The 23,505-nt window shown below is 65.0% G+C and carries 19 protein-coding genes; 4 read left to right on the plus strand and 15 right to left on the minus strand.

What is annotated here, in order from left to right:
• The first annotated feature begins 95 nt into the window (after window positions 1-95).
• The gene (gene ettA, locus J7520_RS19460) at window positions 96-1,757 is read left to right on the plus strand and encodes an energy-dependent translational throttle protein EttA (protein ID WP_291192094.1); all 1,662 of its coding nucleotides are present in this window, start codon (window positions 96-98) and stop codon (window positions 1,755-1,757) included.
• Window positions 1,758-1,947: 190 nt separating this feature from the next.
• On the plus strand, window positions 1,948-2,790 hold the full coding sequence (pyrF, locus tag J7520_RS19465; RefSeq protein WP_291192096.1) for an orotidine-5'-phosphate decarboxylase: 843 nt from the start codon (window positions 1,948-1,950) through the stop codon (window positions 2,788-2,790).
• A 151-nt stretch (window positions 2,791-2,941) separates the two neighbouring features.
• On the opposite strand, the gene def is transcribed toward pyrF, so the two are convergent.
• The gene (def, locus tag J7520_RS19470) at window positions 2,942-3,472 is read right to left on the minus strand and encodes a peptide deformylase (protein WP_291192098.1); all 531 of its coding nucleotides are present in this window, start codon (window positions 3,470-3,472) and stop codon (window positions 2,942-2,944) included.
• A 176-nt stretch (window positions 3,473-3,648) separates the two neighbouring features.
• Between def and J7520_RS19475 the strand changes: the two genes are divergently transcribed.
• Together J7520_RS19475 and J7520_RS19480 are read left to right on the plus strand one after the other, a co-directional pair.
• Window positions 3,649-5,592 carry an oligopeptide transporter, OPT family gene (locus tag J7520_RS19475; RefSeq protein ID WP_291192100.1) on the plus strand — a complete coding sequence of 648 codons (1,944 nt, stop codon included), beginning with the start codon at window positions 3,649-3,651 and terminating at the stop codon, window positions 5,590-5,592.
• A 343-nt stretch (window positions 5,593-5,935) separates the two neighbouring features.
• Window positions 5,936-6,598: a hypothetical protein gene (locus tag J7520_RS19480; RefSeq protein WP_291192102.1), complete on the plus strand. Its 663-nt coding sequence runs from the start codon at window positions 5,936-5,938 to the stop codon at window positions 6,596-6,598.
• A 40-nt stretch (window positions 6,599-6,638) separates the two neighbouring features.
• On the opposite strand, the gene J7520_RS19485 is transcribed toward J7520_RS19480, so the two are convergent.
• The 14 genes from J7520_RS19485 to J7520_RS19550 form a co-directional block, all read right to left on the minus strand.
• Entirely contained in the window at window positions 6,639-7,532 is an 894-nt protein-coding gene (locus tag J7520_RS19485) for a glycosyltransferase family 2 protein (protein ID WP_291192105.1), read from the minus strand.
• Window positions 7,533-7,547: 15 nt separating this feature from the next.
• Window positions 7,548-9,416 (minus strand): hypothetical protein, encoded by a 1,869-nt coding sequence (locus tag J7520_RS19490; RefSeq protein ID WP_291192107.1) that lies wholly within the window; start codon window positions 9,414-9,416, stop codon window positions 7,548-7,550.
• Between the two features lie 4 nt (window positions 9,417-9,420).
• Window positions 9,421-10,326 carry a class I SAM-dependent methyltransferase gene (locus J7520_RS19495; RefSeq protein WP_291192109.1) on the minus strand — a complete coding sequence of 302 codons (906 nt, stop codon included), beginning with the start codon at window positions 10,324-10,326 and terminating at the stop codon, window positions 9,421-9,423.
• Complete coding sequence (locus J7520_RS19500) at window positions 10,323-11,522, minus strand: ABC transporter ATP-binding protein (RefSeq protein WP_291192111.1); 1,200 nt, start codon at window positions 11,520-11,522, stop codon at window positions 10,323-10,325. Before J7520_RS19500 ends, J7520_RS19495 begins: the two co-directional genes overlap by 4 nt.
• Entirely contained in the window at window positions 11,519-12,289 is a 771-nt protein-coding gene (locus J7520_RS19505) for an ABC transporter permease (protein WP_291192113.1), read from the minus strand. Before J7520_RS19505 ends, J7520_RS19500 begins: the two co-directional genes overlap by 4 nt.
• 112 nt (window positions 12,290-12,401) lie before the next feature.
• Window positions 12,402-13,340 (minus strand): peptidylprolyl isomerase, encoded by a 939-nt coding sequence (locus J7520_RS19510; protein ID WP_291192115.1) that lies wholly within the window; start codon window positions 13,338-13,340, stop codon window positions 12,402-12,404.
• Between the two features lie 204 nt (window positions 13,341-13,544).
• Complete coding sequence (locus tag J7520_RS19515) at window positions 13,545-14,945, minus strand: hypothetical protein (RefSeq protein ID WP_291192117.1); 1,401 nt, start codon at window positions 14,943-14,945, stop codon at window positions 13,545-13,547.
• 257 nt (window positions 14,946-15,202) lie between these two features.
• The gene (locus tag J7520_RS19520) at window positions 15,203-16,744 is read right to left on the minus strand and encodes a hypothetical protein (protein ID WP_291192119.1); all 1,542 of its coding nucleotides are present in this window, start codon (window positions 16,742-16,744) and stop codon (window positions 15,203-15,205) included.
• Window positions 16,745-16,880: 136 nt separating this feature from the next.
• Complete coding sequence (locus J7520_RS19525; protein WP_291192121.1) at window positions 16,881-17,288, minus strand: hypothetical protein; 408 nt, start codon at window positions 17,286-17,288, stop codon at window positions 16,881-16,883.
• Window positions 17,278-19,647 (minus strand): type II secretion system secretin GspD, encoded by a 2,370-nt coding sequence (gene gspD / locus J7520_RS19530; RefSeq protein ID WP_291192123.1) that lies wholly within the window; start codon window positions 19,645-19,647, stop codon window positions 17,278-17,280. Before gspD ends, J7520_RS19525 begins: the two co-directional genes overlap by 11 nt.
• An 11-nt stretch (window positions 19,648-19,658) precedes the next feature.
• Window positions 19,659-20,423, minus strand: a complete 765-nt coding sequence (locus tag J7520_RS19535; protein ID WP_291192126.1) for a hypothetical protein — start codon at window positions 20,421-20,423, stop codon at window positions 19,659-19,661.
• Complete coding sequence (gene gspM, locus J7520_RS19540; protein WP_291192128.1) at window positions 20,420-21,058, minus strand: type II secretion system protein GspM; 639 nt, start codon at window positions 21,056-21,058, stop codon at window positions 20,420-20,422. Before gspM ends, J7520_RS19535 begins: the two co-directional genes overlap by 4 nt.
• Window positions 21,048-22,505, minus strand: a complete 1,458-nt coding sequence (locus J7520_RS19545; protein ID WP_291192130.1) for a PilN domain-containing protein — start codon at window positions 22,503-22,505, stop codon at window positions 21,048-21,050. Before J7520_RS19545 ends, gspM begins: the two co-directional genes overlap by 11 nt.
• Window positions 22,506-23,498 carry a type II secretion system protein GspK gene (locus J7520_RS19550; RefSeq protein ID WP_291192132.1) on the minus strand — a complete coding sequence of 331 codons (993 nt, stop codon included), beginning with the start codon at window positions 23,496-23,498 and terminating at the stop codon, window positions 22,506-22,508.
• Window positions 23,499-23,505: the final 7 nt, after the last annotated feature.

Genomic DNA, 23,505 nt, shown 5'->3' on the forward strand with positions numbered 1-23,505 from the left:
GCACCGCCCGCCGATCGGCGATAATGCCGCTCTTCTCGTTCCACTCGGACCCGGCGCTGTCGCCAGCGCTGCCGCGTTCTTCGCCCGGAGTCAGCATGCAATACATCTACACGATGATCGGCGTCAGCAAGGTCGTCCCGCCGAAGCGCCAGATCATCAAGGACATCTCGCTGTCGTTCTTCCCCGGCGCCAAGATCGGCCTGCTCGGCCTGAACGGCGCCGGCAAATCCACCGTGCTGCGCATCATGGCCGGCGTCGACAAGGACTTCGTCGGCGAGGCGCGCCCGAATCCGGGCACCAAGATCGGCTATCTGGAACAGGAGCCCAAGCTCGATCCGGAAAAGACCGTGCGCGAGGTCGTCGAGGAAGGCGTGTCGGAGATCATCGGCGCACAGAAGCGCCTGGAAGAGGTCTACGCGGCCTACGCCGAGGAAGGCGCCGATTTCGACAAGCTCGCCGCCGAGCAGCAGCGCCTGGAGAACCTGCTCGCCGCGAACGACGCGCACGCGCTCGAACGCCAGCTGGAAGTCGCCGCCGACGCGCTGCGCCTGCCGCCGTGGGAGGCGAACGTCGCCAAGCTCTCCGGCGGCGAGAAGCGCCGTGTCGCGCTGTGCCGCCTGCTGCTGTCCAAGCCGGACATGCTGCTGCTCGACGAACCGACCAACCACCTCGACGCCGAGTCGGTCGAGTGGCTGGAGAACTTCCTGCACGACTTCCCGGGCACCGTCGTCGCGGTCACGCACGATCGCTACTTCCTCGACAACGCCGCCGAATGGATCCTCGAACTCGACCGCGGCCGCGGCATTCCGTGGAAGGGCAACTATTCGTCCTGGCTGGAGCAGAAGGACGAACGCCTGAAGCAGGAAGAGAGCCAGGAGAAGGCGCGCCAGAAGGCGATCCAGCGCGAACTGGAATGGGCGCGCCAGAACGCCAAGGGCGGCCGCTCCAAGGGCAAGGCGCGCCTGGCCCGCATCGAGGAGCTGCAATCGGTCGACTACCAGAAGCGCCAGGAGACCAACGAAATCTTCATCCCGCCGGGCGAGCGGCTCGGCAACTCGGTGATCGAGTTCAAGAACGTGTCGAAGTCGTTCGGCGATCGCCTGCTGATCGACGACCTCAGCTTCACCGTGCCGGCCGGCGCGATCGTCGGCATCATCGGCCCGAACGGCGCCGGCAAGTCGACCCTGTTCAAGATGATCACCGGCCAGGAAACGCCGGACAAGGGCGAGATCGCCAAGGGTCAGACCGTCAACATCGCCTACGTCGACCAGAGCCGCGAGAAGCTCGAAGGCAACCACAACGTGTTCCAGGAAGTCTCCGGCGGCGCCGACATCCTGACCATCAACGGCATCGAGATCCAGTCGCGCGCCTACATCGGCCGCTTCAACTTCAAGGGCCAGGACCAGCAGAAGCTGGTCGGCACGTTGTCCGGCGGCGAACGCGGCCGCCTGCACCTCGCCAAGACGCTGCTGCAGGGCGGCAACGTGCTGCTGCTCGACGAACCGTCGAACGATCTGGACATCGAAACCTTGCGCGCGCTCGAGGACGCCCTGCTCGAATTCCCGGGCAACGCGTTCGTGATCTCGCACGACCGCTGGTTCCTCGATCGCATCGCCACGCACATCCTCGCCTTCGAGGGCGATTCGCACGTCGAGTTCTTCCCAGGCAACTATCGCGAGTACGAGGAAGACAAGAAGCGTCGTCTCGGCGACGAAGCGGCGCAGCCGCATCGGCTTCGCTACAAGAAGCTGGCTTGAATCTCGGCTCTCCTGCTTGCGGGAGAGCGGCACCAGGGACGAGGGCCTCGGCCGCTGCGAGCGGCTGAGGCCGAGGCAGGACGCCGGCGGGAGAGCGCGCCAAGCGCAACGGGTGGATTGGCGCTCTCCTCATCCACCTTCGATCCTTCTCCCACCCGCAGAAGAAAGCGATTCTCGGCATACTCGGCGTATGACCTTCCTCGACGCACTCAATCACGCTTGGCGACGCCACGACTCCCTCGTCTGCGTCGGCCTGGATCCGGAGCCGGCGAAGTTCCCAGCGGCTCTGCGCGACCGTCCGGACGCGATCTTCGAATTCTGCCGCGCGATCGTCGATGCGACTGCCGATCTGGTCTGCTGCTTCAAGCCGCAGATCGCGCATTTCGCCGCGCACGCCGCTGAAGGCGCGCTCGAGCGCCTGATCGCGCACGTTCACGCCGCGCATCCCGGTGTGCCGGTGATCCTCGACGCCAAGCGCGGCGACATCGGCTCGACCGCCCAGCAGTACGCGGCCGAAGCATTCGACCGCTACGGCGCGGACGCGGTCACGGCCAATCCCTACCTCGGCCGCGATTCGGTGCAACCCTTCCTCGATCGCGCCGACAAGGGCGTGATCCTGCTCTGCCGCACCTCCAATCCGGGCGCGCGCGACCTGCAGGACCTGACCGTGCGCAATGCCGACGGCATCGAGCGCACGCTGTACCAGCACGTCGCCGAAACCGTCGCGCGCGATTGGAACGCGAACGGCAACTGTGCGCTGGTCGTCGGCGCAACCTACCCGGAAGAACTCGCCGACGTGCGCCGCCGCGTCGGCGACCTGCCCTTGCTGGTGCCCGGCGTCGGGGCGCAGGGCGGCGATGTCGCGGCCGTCGTCAAGAACGGCGCGACGGCCTCCGGCGGCGGCCTGATCATCAGCTCCTCGCGCGCGATTCTCTACGCGGGCAACGGCGAGGATTTCGCCGACGCCGCTCGCAAGGCGGCGCTGCAGCTGCGCGACGAGATCAACCGGGTTCGCTCGAAGGCCGAGGGCTGAAAGGGCTCTCCGGGCGGTAGTCGCCCGGCGGCTGCAAGGAGGAAGCTTTTCTCGCAGAGCCGCAGAGGACGCAGAGAAAGGCAAAGCGATTGTTCTCTTCTCCGCGTTTTCTGCGGCTCTGCGAGAGACGCTCTCCGATCCGGCCCGACCGTCAGTCGTCGGCGAGTTCCAGACCCGGGAACAGCACCTCGGCGAAGCCGAAGCGCGAAAAGTCCGTGATCCGCATCGGATAGAGCTTGCCGATGAGGTGATCACACTCGTGCTGCACGACGCGCGCGTGGAAGCCCTCGGCGATCCGATCGATCGGCACGCCGTCCGGATCGAAGCCCGTGTAGCGGATCGACGACCAGCGCTCGACCACACCGCGCAGGCCCGGCACCGACAGGCAGCCCTCCCAGCCCTCCTCGCGGGCGTCGGACAGAGGCGTGAGCGTCGGATTGAGCAGGATCGTGCGCGGCACCGCCGGCGCGTCCGGGTAGCGTTCGTTGCGGTCGAAGCCGAAGATCACCAGCTGCAGGTCCACGCCGATCTGCGGCGCGGCGAGCCCGACGCCGTTGGCGGCGTGCATGGTCTCGAACATGTCGGCGATCAGGACGCGCAGCTCGGGCGTGCCGAAGCGCTCGACCGGCTTGGCGACGCGCAGCAGACGCGGATCGCCCATCTTCAGGATTTCGTGGATCATCGCAGCCCTCGCTCGGCCGGCAGCGTGCTGCCCGTAGCGGGAAATTATCGCGCATCGCGCCGGACCTGCGCCGGCGTACGGCGCGCGCCGGGTGACGCCCGGCGGAGCTTGTGTTTTGATACCGTCGCGGACCGCGCCGTGCTGTTCGCGCGATCACCTCCAGCAAGGGGCACTGCATGAATTCCCAACCCGTCGCGGCCAAGTCCGGCGCGCAGCTCACGGTGCGCGCCGTGATTCTTTCGATGATATTGGCGATGATCCTCGCCGCCGCGAACGCCTACCTCGGCCTGTTCGCCGGCCTGACCATCGCGACGGCGATTCCCGCTGCGGTCGTCTCGATGGGCGTGCTGCGCCTGCTCGGCGGCGGCACGATCCTCGAGAACAACATCGTGCAGACCGGCGCCTCGGCCGGTTCGTCGATCGCGGCCGGCGTGATCTTCACGATCCCGGCGCTGATCATCCTCGGCTACTGGCAGGACTTCCGCTATTCCTGGGTGCTCGCCATCGCCGGCCTCGGCGGCCTGCTCGGCGTGCTGTTCTCGGTACCGCTGCGCCGCTCGATGATCGTCGAGGACCCGCTGCCGTTCCCGGAGGGCAAGGCCGCCGCGGAAGTGCTCAAGGCCGGCGAGAACCCGGGCCCGGGACTGAAGATCCTCGGCGTTTCCGGCGCGATCGGTGCGGTCGTCAAGCTGGCCGCCGAGAGCGGCCTGCGCATGATTCCCGATGCCGCCGCGGGCGGTGCCTTCGTCGGCAAGTTCATCGCCTACCTCGGCACCAATCTCTCGCCGGCGCTACTCGGCGTCGGCTACATCGTCGGGCTCAACGTCGGCATCGTCGTCCTGTCGGGTAGCATCCTGTCCTGGCACATCGCCATTCCGCTGTACAACGCGTTCTTCCTCGACGGCAACACCGCGCTCGCCGCGCAGGTCGCCGGCAAGGACGCGGTCACCACCGCGTTCGCGATCTGGAGCACCCAGGTGCGCTATCTCGGCGTCGGCACGATGCTGATCGGCGGCGTGTGGACGCTGTTCAGCCTGCGCAAGTCGCTCGCCTCGGGCATCAAGAGCGGCCTCGCCGCGGCGCGCAAGGGAGGTTCCGGCGTCGTCGCCGAAACCGAACGCGACCTGCCGATGAAGTGGATGCTGGTGGCCCTGGTCGCCTTCGTCGTGCCGCTGGCCATGCTCTATCAGGCGATCGTCGCCAACTGGGGCGTCAGCATTCCGATGACGATCATCATGATCGTGGCCGGCTTCCTGTTCGTCTCGGTCTCCGGCTACCTGGCCGGACTGGTCGGCTCGTCCAACAATCCGGTCTCCGGCATCACCATCGCGACGATCCTGTTCGCCTCGGTCGTGCTGATGCTGCTGCTCGGTCGCGATTCGCAGATCGGCGCGGTCGCCGCGATCATGATCGGCGCGGTGGTCTGCTGCGCGGCGGCGGTCGGCGGCGACAACCTGCAGGACCTCAAGGCCGGCTATCTCGTCGGCGCGACGCCGTGGAAGCAGCAGGTCATGCTCGCGATCGGCGCGTTCTCCTGCGCGCTGATCATGGCGCCGGTGCTGAACCTGCTCGCCACCGCCTACGGCATCGGCGCACCGACCGCCGAGCACCCGAACCCGCTGTCCGCGCCGCAGGCGACCCTGATGGCCTCGGTCGCCAAGGGCATGTTCGGCGGCAAGCTGCCGTGGACGATGATCGGCATCGGCGCGCTGATCGGCGCGGTGGTGATCGCGTTCGACGAATGGCTGAAGTCGCGCAAGTCCAGCTTCCGCGTGCCGGTGCTGGCTGCGGCGATCGGCATCTACCTGCCGCTGGAGCTGATGGTGCCGATCTTCCTCGGCGGCCTGCTGGCGCATTTCGTCGAGCGCAAGCACGGCGTCAGCCCGCACGACGAGGACGAACGCGACCGCATCCATCGCCCGGGCACGCTGTTCTCGGCCGGCCTGATCACCGGCGAGGCGCTGATGGGCATCGCGATCGCAATCCCGATCGTGGTCAGCGAACGCGCCGACGTGCTCGCGCTGCCGGCGTCGCTGCACTTCAACCAGTGGGTCGGCCTTGCGGTGCTGGCGCTGATCGGCTGGCTGCTGTATCGCACGGCGACGAACACGCGCAGCTAGGACGCCTTTCCGCAGAGGGCGCGCCGCTCCCGGCGCGCGCCCTTCTCCTGATTCGGCATGCGCGCCCGCCGTAGCGGGCACCGCCGACGCGAGACCGTCTCCACGGATCGCGCCGGCGGATTGTGCTGTCATGGCGGAACGTATTCACGACTTCCTTCCGAAATGGAAGCGAATTGGCAACATCGTTTGAACGTTCGCACAGGGAAACTTTTTCCGCTCGGCGTTCGAGCGATGGGGCAATCGCATGCAGTGTCATCCCACGGCCTCCGTTGGGATGCATCGTTTGCCGATCTGACTGCGACGTCGCAACGACGGCTTATTCGTCCCTTTATGGAGGAGAGACATGCTGCCTTTCGTGCCCTTGCTGCTCGCTGCGTCTGTTGCAGTGACGGATGACGCTGTTCTCGCCGACGGCTTCGAAATTCCTTTCACGGCCTGCTCGGCCACGATCAGCAGCCCCTACGCGGCACGCTCCCTGCTGATGCACAGTTACGTCACCTACGGAGTTCAGACGATCACCAACCGGCCGTGGGTCTGGCTGGTCGAATGGGACAATATCTGGGGTTATTCCAGCGCGGCCGATACGCACCGTGCGCCTTGGCCGGGAGTCAATGGCGCAGGCCCCGTGATTCGCGAGTTCGGGCGCTACAACTACGTCGGCGCGCATTTCAATACGGGACCGAACTCGGCCAACAAGTATGGCTACTTCATCTATCCGACCAATGTCGGCGGCCCGAATATCGATCTGCGCATCAGCCAGACCTGCGGCGACTTCAGCGACAGCCCGGCCAATCCCGCCTGTTCGGTGCCCGACAAGGCGTCCGACGGTTCGCCCACGATGCGATGGTGGGTGAAGCAGGGCAACGTCAACACGTACTGCAACCTGCAGCCGAATACCGACTATTACCTCAATATCCGGTTCACCAATCCGTCGAGCACGGTCGAATGCCGGGCGAGCGAAACCATCTGTCCGGTCTATCTCGAGGCCCATTCCTCGGGAGGCTAGAATCGATTCGCGCGTGCTGCGCGGCCTCCTCGTTCCTGATTCAGCCGGGACCGCGCAACTTGTATCGCAACGCGATCACGAGAAAGTGCGCCCAGATGCCGGACCATACCGCCGCTCGCAGCAACGGATTGCGCGCGGCCGGATCGAACGTGCGGAAGTAGCGCCACATGCCGCGATGCTTGTGGCGGGCGACGAACAGCGGACGACGCCGGCTCGAGCTTCCCTGCAGATGACGAACGCACAGATCGTGCGTGAGGGCGACGCGCCAACCCGCGGCGCGTAAGCGCCGGCAAAGATCGAGATCTTCCGCGTGCAGGAAATAGGCCTCGTCGAAACCGCCGATTTCTTCGAAGGCGCGGCGCCTGACGGTCATGCAAGCACCTGAAACCGCGTCCACGTACTCGATTCCCGAAGCGACACTCGGAGCCGGCATCTCGATGCCCGCCAGAGCCGGCCATCGCGCCTCGAAGCGTGCGAGACCACTGACGCTCATCAGCGCTCGGCGCAGCGTAGGATCCCGACGCCGGTTGCCGCGTCCGGGCAGTCCCGCCGCGTCGTACACCACGACGCCGAGCAGGCCGATGCGTCCGCCCTCATCCAGCGCTCCACGCAAGCCTTCGAGCGTGTCCGGCTGAAGCTCGCAGTCTGGATTCAGGAAAACGAACACGTCGCCGTGCGCCACCGCCGCGCCTCGATTGCACGCAGGGCCGAAGCCGAGATTCGACGCGTTGCGCACGAGGCGCAGCCGTGCGTCGCCGGAATGCTCGGAGAGCGCGCGCTCGACTTCGCCGTCCTGCGACGCATTGTCGACGAGGATGACTTCGACAGGCGCGGAGGAAGCCAACGCCGAGTCGATCGCAGCACGCAACAGCGGCCCACTGTCGGCGGCCACGATGACGACGCTGCTCAGGCCGGGAAAGATGGGCTCGCTCATGAGCGCGGCGGCGGCTCAGATCGCGTCGAGCAGGCGTTCGCCTTGGTCGCGAGCGTATTTCCAGAGAGACGGCCACGCTTCGTACGCTGCCGCGAGCTGCTGGGTCTCCTCGCGCAGCAGCGCCGCGCAGGCCGCTTCGTCGACATTCTCGTTCCAGTCGCCGAGCCGCGGCGGCGCCTTGGAGGTGAGCGCGCGCCCGTTGGCCTCGATGATCGTCCGGATGTCGGCCTGCCAATAGATCGGAGCGTTCTGCGCGCCGTCGTACTGCTGCTGCAAGCGTTCGATGAGGTCGGCGCGCGCATAGGCCAGGTATTCGCGCAGCTGATGCAGCCGGCCGCGCTCGCTCGCCGCGCCGACGTCGCGCAGGTGCGCGGCGAGAAGCTCCAGCCGCTGAGCGGGATCCTCGGCGTAGAAATCCGACAGCTGACGCTGCAGGAAATCGCTGACGAAGTAGTTGAAGCGGGGCGTGTGTGCGGTGAGCGTCCGGGTCGAACGCCTGCGCTGCGTTTCCTGCACGTGTCCCACGGCGACCGGCAGCTCCAGCGTCAACGCATTCGGGTGGCACAACCGCATGACTCTCGAGAACAGCGCATCCTCGCCGCGGCCGACCGGATTCGTGCACGGCAGGAGGAAGGTATTGTCCAGCGCGAACGGCGTGAAGTTCGCCGCACTGACTGCACGCGCCTGCTGGTAGCCGTACCAGATGCTGCCGGCCTCGACGTTGCGCACGTAGCTTTCGCGATCGGCCGTGAACTCGGCGCGCTCGGCGGCCGGAAGCTGATACAGCCACAAACCCGATTCCGTGCGCGAGCTGCCGTAGCTGCCATGATGAGTGGCGAGAATGGGCGCCTCACCGTCGAGGTGGTCGAGCCGGCTCAATGCGAGTCCCCGCAGCGACGCGCGATCGATGGCATAGGTGGAGGAGCCGCCGACCAGGGTGCCGAGGGAGTGGCCGACTGCGCCGAGGTGCAGCTCGAAGGGGTCGGTGCCGACTTCTTCGCCCGCGCCGAGCGCATTCTCGATGTTGCGGTAGAAATGGGTATAGGCGCTCGCCGACGGATTCGGATCCAGGCCGGGGCGAGCCTGCTCGGCGCGACGCAGCGGCAGGCGATGATCGTCGTCGAACAGGACGAACCTTGCCCCTGCCGAGAGCAGCAGAGCGAGGTTCCAGGCGCGGCCGCCGCCGAAACGATCCTCGGCGCGAGTGCTGCCGAGCAGGTGCGGCAAGATCGTCGCGGCGCCCGGAACGGCGCGCGCGAGGCGGGAAACGAGCCGTTCGCGCTCGGACGTTCCGATGTACGTCAATTTACAGCCCGACGAACGTGCGAACTCGCGCAGCAGGTCGCGATGCTTGTTGGCCGCCTCGCGCGTTCCGGAATCGTCGAGCAGCACGTAATGTCGATTCGCACGGAAACGGCGCTCGTAATCGGCGAGCGATGCGAACAGATGCGTCAACTGCTGCGGACGATCGCAGGCCCGAATGAACACCGCACGCAGCGGCGCGGGCGTGCGCGGAGCAGCGTTGGCAATGCGCTGCAGGAAATCCTCGTCCGACACGAACAGGCCGCGGGAGGTCAGCCCGTTCAGCACCCGCACGACGCTCTCGCGCTGTGCTTGCAGGCCGGGAACGGCGGTCAGGATGCGCGCGACATGTTCGTCCAGCGTGCGGAATTCGCGGCTCTGATCGAGCGCCTGCAGCACCTGGAACGTCATGACGTGCGTGTCGCCGCTGCGCCTGACCTGGAAGATGCATTCGTTGTTGGAGAGCGACGCGACCGAGCCGTCCTCCGACGCATACAGGGGCGCATTCGGATCCTGGCGCATCTGCGCCGGCGCCGACTCGATGCTGCCGTAGTTGATCTGATAATTGAGATTCGTGCTCATTCGTCTATCGCCTGCGGCGCCACCAGCGCCAGCCACCGCTCTGCTGCGCCGACGGCGCTTGCGTCTGGGCCGCCGCCCGAAGCTCGGCTATCTCGGCCTCGAGCTCGGCGATGCGGGCGCCGGCGCTCATGTTCTTGCGGATTTCGTGATTGTAATGCTCGTAGACCGACTCGCCGCGATCGCCGAACAGCGACAGGTCGGGCAATGCCGTCGTCGGCGACGATTTCGAGCATGCCGCGATGAAATACAGCGGCGCGTAGTCGAGTCCCGCATTCAAGGATCCGCCTGATCGCTCCGCCGTCCACAGTTCATTGTTTCGAGGCGGCGCCTCCAGGTTCCACAGCACGGACTGGAACAGCAGTTTCTGCCCGTAGAGGCGGACGTCCTGGAAATGGGGCCGCAGCAGATCGAGCAGTTCGTCGCGATAGAGCTCGCGCACGTGGAACTCGTTGCGGAAACCGGATACTTCGCTGTAGGTGTGCTTGTCCGGCGAAGAAACGAGCAACACGCCGTCGTCGCGCAGCACGCGCGCGAAGCCGGCGATCATCTGTTCCTGCTCGGCGAGGTGCTCGAGCGTTTCGAACGAGACGATCACGTCGAACGAACAGTCCGCGAAGGGCAGCTTCGCCGCGTCGGCGCGTTCGAAGCTCAGCTTCGGATTCGACGCGTACCGCGCGCGCGCGTGCTCCACCGAGGCCGCGTCGATGTCGACGCCGACGACTTCCGCTGCCACCTGCGCGAGCAAGGCCGAACCGTAGCCTTCGCCGCAGGCCGCGTCGAGCACGCGCTTTCCGGTGGCGATGCCACGGGCGAACGCGTAGCGATGCCAGTGCTCGTACCAGATCTCGCGCACGCACTCCGGCGTGAAGCGCTCACCGGTGAACGGCAAAGGGGAATGCTCGTCACTCATCGTTCGTCCCGGCTGCCGTGGACCCAGTGATGGGCCAATCTCACCAGGCCGAACTCGCGCGAAGCGCCGCGAATGGTCAGGCTGCGCTCGAGCGTGTCGAACACGCGCACGCCTTCGGTGTCCATCGGATGCACGCGCACGCTGTAGTTGCCCGGCAGCAGTTCGAGGCTGCCGAATTCGATTTCGCAGAGATATTCGTCTTCGGCGACTCGATGCGGCGAAGCCGAGTCGATCTCGGTGCTGACGCCGTAGACGGGCGTGCCGTCCGCCCTGACGACACCGATCATCACGCAAGGCACGCGGCCGTCGCGCGAACGGACACGCACGCGTACGCGCAAGACGTCGCCGAATTCGAGCATCAGCGGCCGCTCGGATTCGCTTTCGTTCAGTGCGATTCCGAGCACGCTGAACTCGTGCCCGGCCTGCGCCGCCTCGGATCGCGACCGCGTCGGCGCGGACTTGCGCTCGTGATAGGCGAGATAGGCCTGGGTCACGTCGAACACGTCGCCGGACATCGCGACCTCCCCGCCGCGCAGCCAGCAAGCGTGCCGGCACAGCTTCTGCACATGGTACATGCTGTGCGAAACGAGGATCAGGGTGCCGCCGCCGTCCAGGTAGTTCTCGATCCACTGCACGCATTTCTTCTGGAACGACTCGTCACCGACGGCGAGCACCTCGTCGGTGATGAGCAAGTCGGGCTTCAATGCCGCGACGATCGCGAAGCCGAGTCGTACCACCATGCCGGACGAGTAGTGCTTGACCGGCTCGTCGATGTAGTCGCCGATGTCGGCGAAGGCGATGATTTCCGGCAGACGCTCGCGCAATTCCGCGCTGCTGAACCCGTGCAGCGCCGCCGCCATCGCGACGTTGTCCCTGCCGCTGTATTCCGGATGGAAGCCGGCTCCGAGTTCGAGCAGCGCACCGATCTCACCCGTCACGCGCACGCTGCCGGTCGTCGGCGTCAGCACGCCGGTGATCAGCTTCAGCAGCGTCGATTTGCCGGCGCCGTTCTCGCCGATCAGGCCGAGCGATTCGCCGCGGCGGACTTCGAGGTTCACTCCGCGCAAGACATCGATGCGATCGCGATCGTTGCCGGTCAACAGCAGCCGGCCCAGTGCGCGCATTCGATCGCCGCTGCGATGGACTTTCGGATAGGCCTTGCCGAGGCCGCGCGCTTCGACCAGCACCTGCGTCACAGGAAGTCCTCGAAGTGCGGGTCGAGCCGGCGGAACACCCAATGTCCGGCGAGCAGAACGACGATGCAGAGCGCCAGCGCGGCGCCGAGACGCCAATAGTCGAAGGAGCCGTAATCGAGCAGTAGCGCGCGGTACGATTCCGCGTAGAACGTGAACGGATGAAGGTCGATCAGATCGCGGAACCGTTCGGGCAGCAGATCGCGTGCGTAGTAGATCGGTGCCGTGAACATCAGCAGCGGCAGAACTTGGCCGAGCGCCTGCACCAGATCGCGCACGAACACCTGCACCGCCGCGCAGAGCAGCGCGCAGCCGAGCGAAAGCGCGAACAGGGGCACGTAGAGCAGCAGTGCAAGGGGCAGATGCAGGAGCGAAATCCCGTAACCGAACGCCGTGAGCACGATCATCACGGCGACGAAGCCGGTGATGTGGATCGCGAAGCTCGACGCCACCACGGCCACGACGAGCACCTCGCGCGGCAGTGCGACCTTGCCGATCAGGGCGGCATTGTCCTGAATCGCCGTAGTCGAACGCAGCAGGCTCTCGGAGAATGCAGTCCAGGGCCAGAACGCGACTGCCAGGAACGCTATGTAGTTCGGCGCACCGGAACCGGGTACGCGTGCCTTGAACACGTACAGGAAGATGAAGCTGGTGATCGCCAGCTGCAGCAGCGGCTGCAACAGCGCCCACAAGCCGCCGGAGAAGCTGCCAGCGAATCGACTCCTGAGATCGCGGCTCAGGAATCGAAGCGTGAGAACGGAAACGGACATTTGCGCACGTGCCCCCGGTTTCTATGCGCCGAGGATTCGGCGGGAGCCCTGGCCGTACTGCGAAAGCCAGGACTCCGATGCGATATCCCGCTCGACCGGATGGGCTCTCCGATTACTGCTTCGTCGCTCCCGCTTCCGCGTCCTTCGTCGGCGGCATCGTCACCGCGCCGTAGCGGGTACGGAGCGAATCCACCAGATCCCGATTGGTGTCCAGTTTCTGATTGCGCAGCCCGTCGGTGTAGTCCTTTACCGATTTTTCGACGTATTCGCTCTTCAAGCGAGCGATGATTTCCGGGCCGACCTGCGCGAAAGTCTGCGGCTGATCGGGCGTGCTCAGAACCAACTGAATCACGTGGAATCCGTACGGGGTCTTCGTCACGGGTGCCAGATCACCCGGCTGCTTCAATGCCTTCGCTGCATTGGCGAACGGCGCCGTGTATCTGCTTTCGGTGGCGGAGCCGGACACCAAGCCGTGATTGCTCGCCTTGTCCGGATCTTCCGAATACTTTTCGATCAAAGCGTCGAACTGATCGGGATGTGCCTTGGCCTGCTTCAGGACGTCGTCGGCGAGAGCACGCGCATCCGCCTCACTGCGGCTCTTGGTCGAAATCAGGACATGCTTGACCTCGAGCTGCCCTTTTATGGCGTACTTGCTCTTGTGAGCGAGGAATTCTTCCTGCGCGAGCTTGCTGAAGTCCGGAGTCTTGATGTTCTTCCGGAAATTCTGCACTTGCGCTTCCGCCAGCGCCTTCTCGACAACGAGAGCCACCTGCCGCTGAACCATCGGATCCTTGTCGAGCGCCTCTTGCCGTGCTTTCGCAGCCAACTGCTTTTGCGTCAGCAAATTTGCCAGCATGCCTTGGACGCGCACCGGACTGCTGAAGAACGCCGGACGCTGCGCTTCCGGAATACCGGCCGCGAAGGTGTCCACGTCGTCGAGCGTGACGATGGCGTCCGCCTGCCGCACGAGCACCGTACTTGGCCCCTCCTGGGCGGTACAGACGCCTGCCAATGCAAACAGCAGAACCCCGGCGAGCCGCGGCTTGGACATACTGGAATCCCTCATTGGAATTGAAAACACAAGCTTACACGACATGCAGCCGACGACCGTGGGCTTGAGCCTTCACGGAGCGTTCGAAACGAAGCTCGGGAGTCGAGTGCGGATCAAAAATGCGGCGGCACGCGGAGCTTTGCGCTCCGCGTGCCGCCGCATTCAGCAATCAGTATCGCGTGATTTCGAGAATCGCTTTGCTCGTTACTGGCCGGAGCGATTCGGGTAGCTGGTCAACCAGATCGGGCACGTCGTACCGCCGCAATTGTTCGTGTTCACCGGATCGTGCACCTTGATGTTCAGGTAGTAATCCGTGTTCGGAGTAAGGTGGCAGTAAGTCGAATTTGTCGTGAGTCGATCCCAATGCATGCTGGCATTGCCGTCACCGGCGATACCGGTGTGATTCGGACCATCCGCCAGGCACGCCGCGTTTTCGGTATTGGGGCTGAAGTCGCCACAGACCGTGCTGATTCGCATGTCGAGGTTCGGCTGCGCCAACGCCCCGTATACGAAGTAGCCGTTCAAAGTGGTCGGCGAGGAGCCCGTATTGAAGTGCGCGGCGACGAACTTGTCACGGCCGAACCCTCTGATGACCGCCGATGCTCCACGTACACCCGGCCAGGAAACCGGAGTCGTTCCACTGGGACTCGTGAAGCCCCAGATGTTGCTCCACTCGGTGACATTGACGTTGCTACGGGTAGGATCTCCCGCTCCAATGGGCTGACCGTAGGAAATATTGCTCGTGGTCAAGCGCGTCATACCTGCAGGCCCCGGGCACGAAGTCGGAGTAGTGCCGACATTGACCGTCGTTTGCTGGCTGGTGACGGAACCGTAGGTATTGGAGCATTCCAACTTCAAGACATAAGCACCGGCCGTGGCAGCGACGATGTTGGCGCGAGTCCCCGATGCATCAGTCGGCGTAGTCCAACCAGGAAGCGTTCCCGGACCGCTGACCACGGTGCCGTCGCAACGAGTCGCATTCTGGACATTCCAAGTGACCTTGAACGGCTGATTGACCGTCGCGGGCGACGGAGTCGCGGTCAATGGGAAATCAGCCGGCGTCGGCGGGGTGTTGTTCGCGGCGGCAATGCTGCCCTGAGCATAACCGCTGGCATTGGTACAAGTGACGTTGAAGTTATAGGAGCCAGCAGCGCTGACGGTAACTTGCACTGGATGGCTGCCTGCACATTGCGTCGAAGAATTGCACGCCGCGGTACCGAACGACCATCCCGAAACATTGGCCGTCGGAGCCCCGCCGAAGACACACATGCTCGCATCTGCGGAAGCAGACCAAGTCACGGTGAACGGAGTGTTGAGCGATGTACTCGCCGGAACGGTAATTGCCGCCGCGAAGTTATCCGGCGTGCCTGCAGTACCCCCCCCGCAACCGGCCGGATTCAACGTCACCCCGTTTGCCTTGAGGTCCGTAGTGCCCGGAACGAGCTGCAATCCACTGGCGTCCGTCGTCACCGTGCAGTTGGTCGCCGGAATCGTGGGCGTCGGTGCGGTGGTCATTTGAATCTTGACCTGTGCATTGACCGTAGAGCAGGCCACGGTCAACGCAAGCGCGACGGCGGAGGCGATATGAGGATTGCTGCGATACATCGTTGATTATCCACAGGGGAGCGGGCTCCCCATTGTAATGGCCGTCCCGAATATATTGCCAGTGGCTTTGGCTCGGAAAGTGCGGGCTCGCACGGATTCGAACGGCGCAGCCCCTTTTTCGGATGCCCTCGAATGACTACCCGCGCCCCATTGGACGATGGAATGAGTCGTTCATTTTTTGTTTGGAAAGGAGTGATTTCAACAAAAAAAAGAGGGGGCCGAAGCCCCCTCTCGTATCGCATAACGACTGCTTGAAATTACGAGCAAGCCGCTTCCGTACCCACGCACGAACGATGTGCGCGGTGACGGTACACGCCGCTGTAGTTGGCGAGGATGTTGCCATCCGGGCCCTGCAGCTGGTTGTTGATGATGTTGGTGGCGTAGAAACCCGTCACCGGCAGACCACGGAGCGAAACGTCCGAACCGTCCGTAGCGACACCGCGCGGCAGAGCGTGACCGCCGTCGCCCGACGCCAGGTCGATCTGCGCCCAGCCGTCCAAACCGTACGGAATGATGTACGAGTTCAGATGCGAACCGAGCACGGTCGAACCGTTCGTCGGCTTCTCAGCCGTGAACGACAGAGCGTTGACTTCGTACGGCAGAACCGGGTTCTTCGCGAAGCAGTCCGGACCGACCGGCGAGTCGCAGCCGCCGAGGGTGCTGGTCTGTTCTTCACGATCGTAACCGGTGAAGGCCGCCGTGATGTTCGACTTGCCGTTGAACGCCTGAACGAACGGCGACGTCGGGTTGGTCGGATAGAGCACCTTGTCGACGTAGAAACGCTTGGTCGGGAAGGTGATGATCCAGTCCGACGACGCACCCATCAGATCCCACTGACGGTTGTACTCGTTGTAGATCGCATCAGCCATGAAGACCGCGCTGACCGCGTCCGCACCGTCCGCGTAGTCGACCGTCAGCAGACGGCCTTCACCCGTGAACACGTACGAACGAGCGACACCGTTGGTGGCGATGGACGGCGTGGAAGCCTGCTGCAGCGACGGCTGGAGCGAGCCCGAGTCCGTGTAGACAACGCTTTCGGTGAAGCCATCGATGGCGTCTGCGTTGTAGCCGAAGTACGTACCTTCATCGGTATTGACGACCGCGGCCGCACCGAACAGACCACCCGTCGGGGTGAGCTCCAGGTCAGCTTCGATCGTGGCAACGGAAGCACCGGCAACGTAGCTGCAATCCGCCGGCACGGCGGTGCCCGGAGCAACGCCGCTACCACCCACGTGGGTGATGGCATTGGCGAGCTGCGAACCCGGCGTGATGTCGCCCATCGTGATGACTTCGAAGTAGCCCTCACGCGTACGATCGATCGTCTGCGGACCGGCGTCGGCGCCCTGGCCCGGCGTGGTGCCGTCGAAACCATAGGTCACGAAGTTCTTCACCGTGCCCGGCTGGACGATACAGCTGCTGTCATTGGTGAGCAGCTTGCCGCCGCTCGCGTCGTCGGCAGCGTCAGCGGCCGTGACCGCAGCAACCCACACGTCGTGCGGCGACAGGAACACGTTGAAGTCGAGCACTTCGCGGCTGTTGTAGCCTTCCAGGAAGCGCACCTTGACGGCCTTGCCGATATCGGTCGTGTTGACGACCGACAGAATGGTCTGCTGGCCTTTGTTGACCGTGTAATACGGATAGATCAGTACCTGGCCGAGACCGTCGGGATTGAGGTTGACGGCATTCGCCAAGCCCGCGAAACCAGCGACGCCAGCGATACCGGCGACGACGGCAGTCGTTAAGCTATTTCTTTTCATCGCAACACTCCTAAATTTTGACCACAGGGCTTTTTGCTTCACGGCCAACCTCGCTCCAATCGTGCAATCAACGCTCTTGGGGGCAGGGCGAGATCAGGCAACAGCGCGACCATGTTAAGGCAAAGGAAACAGACGTGCAATCCCCTCCCCCGAACAAGAATTCCCCCTCCAAGATCAATTACTTAGGAAGGAAGTACCATTCACCGTCAACACGGATCCAGGTCTCGCTCTGGTCCGAATTTGACTCCATCGTCGGCGCTCCGCCGACGGCTACGGAGTACTTCACTTCCACGATCACCCGGCAACTGTCCGCATCGCACGTCTTGCTCTTGAACTTGGCCTCCATCCACTTGACCGGGCGATTGTTCATCGCATCGGCATAGCTTTCGCGCGTCTTGGTTTCGCGATAGCCCGGAGACAGGTAATCGTAAGCCTTCTCGGCCTGATGAGCGATCAGGTAGTTCCACCGCTCGACCGACCTGCGATCGACGTTGTCCGGATTGGCCTTGTCGGCGCATCCGACGACGGCGGACAGCATGGCGGCAAGCGCAAGCGATGCGCAGAACTTGAACGATTTAGCGGTCACGCGGCGTGTCCTCTTGCGGCTGGGCGTGTTCGGGGATCGGATAGGTACGCGCCGGTTCGGGCGCAGGCGCCTGCGGTTGCGCCGACTGAGGCACCGCCTCACCCTTCATGCGCAGGGGAGCGAGCGACTCGAATTGATTGGTGTAGTCCAGCGTCGCCTGCCGCGCCTCGTCCACGGACGAAAGCACGCGCGGCGTGATCAGCACGATCAGCTCGGTGCGATCCTTGTTCTTCGTCGTCGACCCGAACAGGTTGCGCAAAACGGGAACCTTGCTCACCAGCGGCAGCCCGGTCTCTCCTTCGCGGCGATTGTCCTGGATCAGGCCGCCGAGCAGCAGCGTTTCGCCGCTCTGTACCGCGACCTGGGTCTGCAGCAAGCGCTGGTTGATCGGCGGATTGCCGTTGCCGTTGGCCGGCGGCGTTCCCGGATTGCTGACCTCCTGCTCGATGTCGAGGTAGATCAGTCCGCCCGGATTGACGCGCGGCTTCACGCTGAGCGTCACACCCGTGTTGAGGTACTGCACGGTGCCGTAACCGCTGCCGATCGTGTTGCCGTTGGAATTCGTTCCGGTCAGGCCGGTGAAGTACGTCTGCTGCACGGGAATCTGCTGACCGACGTTGATCTGCGCTTCCTGGTTGTTCATGACCAGCAGCGACGGCGCGGCGAGCGACTTCGCGACGCCGCTGGACTCCAATGCGGAAATCGCGACCTCGAAGTTCTTGCTCAGGAACGAATAGAAGAAGCCGCCGTTGTTCGTCGGCGCCACGTTGCCGGTGGCGCCGAGCGACAGGCGATGCCGATCCCAGCGATTGCCGGAAAAGTCGATCGGATAGCGACCGTTCTCCTGCGCCGAACCCGTCGCGGTGCCCATCAGGCCGTTGAGATACCACTGCACGCCGTAGCTGAGGTTTCCGTTGAGGGTCACTTCGAGGATTCGCGCTTCTATCTGCACCTGCAACGGCACGACGTCGAGGCGCCGGATCGCCGACTGGATCTGCTCCCACTCGAACGGCTGGGCCATGATCATCAGCTGGTTGTTCTCTTCGATCGCCGAGATGCGGATGTCGGTTTCCTTCTTTCCCGACCCGCTGGCCGCCGGCGTGGTGCCGCCGGCGGCAGGGGTCGCCGCGGCGGGAGCATTCTTTTCCTGGCTCGACTGCGGGCGCAGCGAATTGCCGTAGCTGAGGTTGTTGTTCGAGCCGCCGACGCCACCGCGACTTCCCAGCGACGTCGAGCGCAGGCCCTGGCCCACGCGACCGGACGTCGAACTGCGTCGCGAACCGCCGGAGGTGCCGAGGAAGATCTCGCTGAGATAGTCCGCGAGGTCCGGCGCCTTGAGATTCTTGACGTTGTAGATGTAGAGCTGCTGCGCGTTCTCGGCACCGCCTCGATCGAGCCGGTACAGCCACTCTTCCGCCTGCTTCAGATATTCCGGCTGCGGCGTGATCGCGACGATCGAGTTGGTCGACTCGATGGGCATGAAGCGGAACATGCCCGCCAGCGGCGATTCGCCCTCGGTGCCGAACAGCTTCTGCAGATCGGGAATCATCTTGCCGACTTCGACGTGTTGCAGCGTGAACACGCCGATCGACATGCCTTTCATCCAGTCGACGTCGAAGGTGTCGATCGTGCGCTGGTAGTTGTCCAGTTCGCTCGGCGTACCGGCGAGCACGAGCAGGCTGCGGTTCGGATCGATCTGCACGAACGCATCGGCCTTCGCGTACGGCTTCAGCAGCTTGGCCGTCTCGCTCGCCGAGATGTACTTGAGCGGGAAGATGCGCAGGCCGTAACCGGGCTGCTGCGAAACGCCGAGACGCGGGGTGAGCTTGCCCGGAATCGCGTCCTTCGATTGCAGCACCGTGTAGCGCCCTCCTTCGCGCACGAGCGCGTTGCCGGTCCACGACAACAGCATCTCCAGCACCGGCAACGCATCCTCGCGACGGATCGGCCGCGAGGTCGAATAGGTCACGTTGCCGCCGACGTTCGGCGCGACCGTGTAGTTCTCCTGCAGCATGTCGCCGAGGATCGCCTTGACCACCGCCTGGATCGGCTGATTCTCGAAGTTGAACGTGACCTGCCCTTCGCCGCTCGAGGCTTTCGGCGCCGGCTGCGGATTGACGAACTTGGCCGTGCCGATGTTGATCTCCGGCGTCGGCGGCGGGCGGTTCGCCTTCACGTCCGGACTGACCGAGATGCCGCTGACGGTGTCGTCCGTCTTCAGCGGCGGCGCCGGCTTGAGGATCGTGTCCGCGGTCAGGATGTCGCCGTTGCGCCGTTCTTCCTTGTTGCCCGGCGTCGCGCAGCCGGCCAGCAGCGCGAGGCTGAGGACGGTCAGGAATGTGGTGGCTCTCGATCGCACGTAACTCTCCATCACTTCTTCTCGGACGCGGGTTTGTTCCCGCCGTTGCGCAAGCGTTCGGCGTCTTCGCGCATCTGCCGGCGCCGCTCTTCGATGCGGCGGGCGAGATCGGCGCTGTTGCCCGCGGCATTGTTGTTGGCGGCGTCGCCCTTGGCGCCGGTGACCGCTCCCTTGCCGGGTGTGCCCGGAGGCGTCTTGCCCGGCGGCGTCGCCGACCTGGCCGGCGCGCGCGGCGGGGACTTCGGCGCCGGAGGTTGCACCACCGACGTTTCCAGCTCGACTTCGGTCGTTTCGTTGGCGGCGCTCTTGAACACGACGCCGCGCGGCTTGACGTCGACCAGCGTCCAACTCGCCTGTTCGCCCTCCAGCGGCATACCGACCCGCAGCGCGATCGCTTGGTTCCGCGTCTTGTCCTGCACCATCGCGATGCGCACGTTGTTGGCGGCGTCGAGGATGACCCCGGTCAACGCGATGTTCAGCGGACTCGGCGGCGGAGTGTCCTCGGCGCCACCTTCACTGGCGCTGACCGGCGTCGGCTGACGATCCTCGTTGAACAGCGGATGCTCTTCGATGCTGGCGAAGGCCGAAGCAGGCGGCAGCTGCACCGGTTTGTTGTCGATCGTGCCGATCTGCGGCCGGCCGGTCTCGCCTTCCGGATCGGACGCCCAGCCGTAGCCGCGGCCGAATCCGGCGTACTGGACGATCGCGAACAGCGCCAGCACGCCGCAGGTGCCGGCCAAGGCGTTGGTCAGGAGACGCGCGGTACGTACGTTCATTTGCCGCCCCTGGCCGTCTCGCCTTTGGGCGCCTTGCCGCCGGCCTGACGCAGGTAACCGGACAGATTGAATCGCACGTCGAGCGGACTGGCCACCGCCTTCGCACCAGGCGGCGTGTAGGTCTGCTGCTTGTAGATCATCACCTGGTCGACGAACAGGTAAGGTTTCCCATTCTCCAGATCGTAAAGGATCGCCGACAGCGGTTCGAGGTCGCACTTCAGCCGCGCCTGCACGGTCACGCGCTTGTAGACCTCGTCGTCGACACCGCTGAAGTTCTGCGTGCCCACGCTCTGACAGCGCTTCTCGTCCTTGGCGTGATCTTTCAGCGCCTGGTTCAGGCGTTGGATCAGCGCGGCCGACGCGGCGTTCGCGTCCGCCTCGGACAGGAAAGCCTGATTGCCCTGCTCGTATTCCTTGACCTCGGCCAGGCGCTTCTCGATCTCGGGCTTTTCCGCGGTCGTCTGGCGGAAGCGCAACTGCTGCTCGCGCAGATCGCGCATGTCCGCGCGGAACTGCAGATGCGGGGCGACGAACCACCAGTGCACGCCGACCAGATAGACCAGCAGCAGCACGATCGCCAGCAGCACCACGGCGAGGAAGCGTCCGTCCTTGGGCTGGAAGCGGCTAGTCTTCACGCTTGGCTCCCACGTCCTTGTTCGTCGGCTCCGCCTTCTTGCCCTGCGCCGTCGCGCCCGGCCCCGGATGATTCGAGACGGCCGGCGCGGCCGGACGCTCCTTCGCCTGCGCGGGCGGAACATGGCGGCCTTGCTCGCCTCTCGCCGGCACGTCGAGTACGGTTTTCGGCTTCTCCGCGGCTTTCGCAGCGGCCTTGTCCGTGTGCTTGGCCGCGTTCTCCGATTTGGTATCGGCCGCCGGCTTCGCCGCGTCCGGCTTGCCTGCTTCTGCAGCCTTCTTCGGCACCGCGGCCCCTTTCGCCGGAGCGGATTTCGCCACCGACGTCGGCTCGCATTCCTTCAGCGCCGCGTTGATCTGGAAGCGCTCCTTGCCGGTGCGCGCATCCGGCTGCACCTGGCCCTGGAAGCCGGGATCGCCCAGACACGACGAAGCGGCCAGCAGCGCGATCAGCTTGGCGGCTTCCTGGCCCTGCCCTTGCAACTGCACTTGCTTGTTCTCGATCTGCAGGCGCTCGAGATAGGTGTCTTCCGGCACGCGCTCGGTCAGGTCGTTGAGCAACGCGACCGTCAACGGCCCTTTGCGCTTGCGTTCGGTCAGGAAGTTCGCGCCGGCGATCGAATCCGCCAGCGTCTTGCGCAGCGCGGCGACCTGCTTGGCCTCGACGCTGGCCTTGTCGACTTCCGCGCGCATCGACTCGACCGCCGCCGCGCGGTTGGCGAGCGACTCGTCCATGTTGACGACCAGCAGAATCAGCGCGAGCGCGGCGAGCCCGAGGTTCAGCGGCAGACGCATGTCGCGCCGGCGTGCACGCCGTTCCGGCGGCAGCAGGTTCGCGTGGCGACGTCCGCTCGCGGGCGCGCCGCTCCAGCTGTCGACGCCGTCGAGTTCGGCCGCGCCGGCCGGCAACGCCGACAATTCCTGGTCGAGCTGCGCGCGCGGAATCAGTACGAGTTCGACCTGCGCGTTGCGCCCGCTCGCGTCGCGGCCGACGACGCGGCTGTCGAAATAGACCTGATCGGCCTTGAACGGCGTCTGCCGGTCCATCTCGAACGACAGCACCTGACGCAGGTTGTCTTCGGCTGCGGCGGGCAGGCTCAAGACACGCGTCAACACCCGCTCGGCGGGAATGCAGAACACCGTGCGCACCATCGGATCGTCGATCGCGGCGCGCAGGCGCTTGAACTCGGCCGCCTGTTCCTCGGCCGGGATGTCGCGACGAATGCGCGCGTACTCGCGGATGCCGGCCGCGTGTTCGCGCCAGACCACGATTTCCTCGCCGCGCAAATCCAGCAGCAGCGATTCCGAACGCTCGGACAGCACCTTGCGCCAGCGCTCCGGCAAGCAGGCCAGCAGCTCGCGCCCCCACCAGGCGAAAAAGCCCGGCAGTGGCGTCTTGGCAAGGCGCGTCCGCAGACGCGCGAGTTGTCTGTCGAGGGCAGGATTCACTTAAGAGGCTTCCCCATCGCGCCAGCGCAGAATCGAGTACGGCCGTCCGCCCGCACCGACTCCGCCCATGCGGACAGTGGCATCCAGAGTCGTGCTGGCGCCATTCGGCAGCTTCGCACGGGACTTCACACTATACGTGAGCCCCCCGCCGCCCGCCATCAGCGGAGTCCCGTCCGGCAGCGTCAGACCCGCCCCGGCCAGGTCGTTCGGGTTCATCGACTGGCGCATCTGGATCAACTGCTGCAACTCTTCCGTCGAGACGTCCGGATACATCGCCTGCAAGGCCTCGAGCGGCGCCGAACCGGCGTTCGGCGCGGCGCGGCCGGAATAGATCGTCAGCGCGGGCTCGACTTTCGAGAACAGCTCGTAGTTCATGCCGAGCACCTGCTGCAGCTCGGACACGGTGTCGAACGGCGCGTTCTTCGGACCGTAGGAAAGCCCCGCCGCCTTGTAGTCGGCGATCTCGGCGCCGTTCGGCTGGGCGAGATCGTCGGGGTCGCACCAGTCGGCCACGGCCGCGCCGAGCGCTTCGGCCTGTTCCAGCGGCAGCCCGCCTCTGGACATGAACAGGTTCACCAGAATGCTGTTCGAACCCGAGCCGGACGGCATGCCCGCTCCCGCGCCCATGGCGGAGTTGCAGTTCGAGTTGAGATCGATCTTGCCGGACTCGTCGGTAATCTGGACCTCGATCTCGGCGCCGCCATAGTTGAACCGGTACGGCCGCCCGTCGCCGACCCAGCGTTCGAGCGGGTCGGCCTTGCGCAGCTCGTACACGGCCAGATTGAGGCCCGCCTCGGCGGCGTAGCGCGCCTGCGTGGTGTCGAACAGGTGACGCGCCTGCAGGTTCTCGGTACGCGCGATCAGCGAGAAGCTGCCGAGCAGGATCGCCAGCATCGCGATGACCCACAGCACCAGCACGAAGGCTACGCCGCGCGCGCGCGCCGCCGCGGGCAGACGACGACGGCTGCGCGAGCGGCGTTTCGGCGCAAGCATCTGTCCG

This window comes from Dokdonella sp., from assembly GCF_017744955.1.
GTDB lineage: Bacteria > Pseudomonadota > Gammaproteobacteria > Xanthomonadales > Rhodanobacteraceae > Dokdonella_A.

Coding starts and splice junctions, on each gene's coding strand:
- ettA (WP_291192094.1), top strand. CDS start 96: ATGCAATACATCTACACGATGATCGGCGTCAGCAAGGTCGTCCCGCCG.
- pyrF (WP_291192096.1), top strand. CDS start 1,948: ATGACCTTCCTCGACGCACTCAATCACGCTTGGCGACGCCACGACTCC.
- def (WP_291192098.1), bottom strand. CDS start 3,472: ATGATCCACGAAATCCTGAAGATGGGCGATCCGCGTCTGCTGCGCGTC.
- J7520_RS19475 (WP_291192100.1), top strand. CDS start 3,649: ATGAATTCCCAACCCGTCGCGGCCAAGTCCGGCGCGCAGCTCACGGTG.
- J7520_RS19480 (WP_291192102.1), top strand. CDS start 5,936: ATGCTGCCTTTCGTGCCCTTGCTGCTCGCTGCGTCTGTTGCAGTGACG.
- J7520_RS19485 (WP_291192105.1), bottom strand. CDS start 7,532: ATGAGCGAGCCCATCTTTCCCGGCCTGAGCAGCGTCGTCATCGTGGCC.
- J7520_RS19490 (WP_291192107.1), bottom strand. CDS start 9,416: ATGAGCACGAATCTCAATTATCAGATCAACTACGGCAGCATCGAGTCG.
- J7520_RS19495 (WP_291192109.1), bottom strand. CDS start 10,326: ATGAGTGACGAGCATTCCCCTTTGCCGTTCACCGGTGAGCGCTTCACG.
- J7520_RS19505 (WP_291192113.1), bottom strand. CDS start 12,289: ATGTCCGTTTCCGTTCTCACGCTTCGATTCCTGAGCCGCGATCTCAGG.
- J7520_RS19510 (WP_291192115.1), bottom strand. CDS start 13,340: ATGTCCAAGCCGCGGCTCGCCGGGGTTCTGCTGTTTGCATTGGCAGGC.
- J7520_RS19515 (WP_291192117.1), bottom strand. CDS start 14,945: ATGTATCGCAGCAATCCTCATATCGCCTCCGCCGTCGCGCTTGCGTTG.
- J7520_RS19535 (WP_291192126.1), bottom strand. CDS start 20,423: ATGAACGTACGTACCGCGCGTCTCCTGACCAACGCCTTGGCCGGCACC.
- J7520_RS19550 (WP_291192132.1), bottom strand. CDS start 23,498: ATGCTTGCGCCGAAACGCCGCTCGCGCAGCCGTCGTCGTCTGCCCGCG.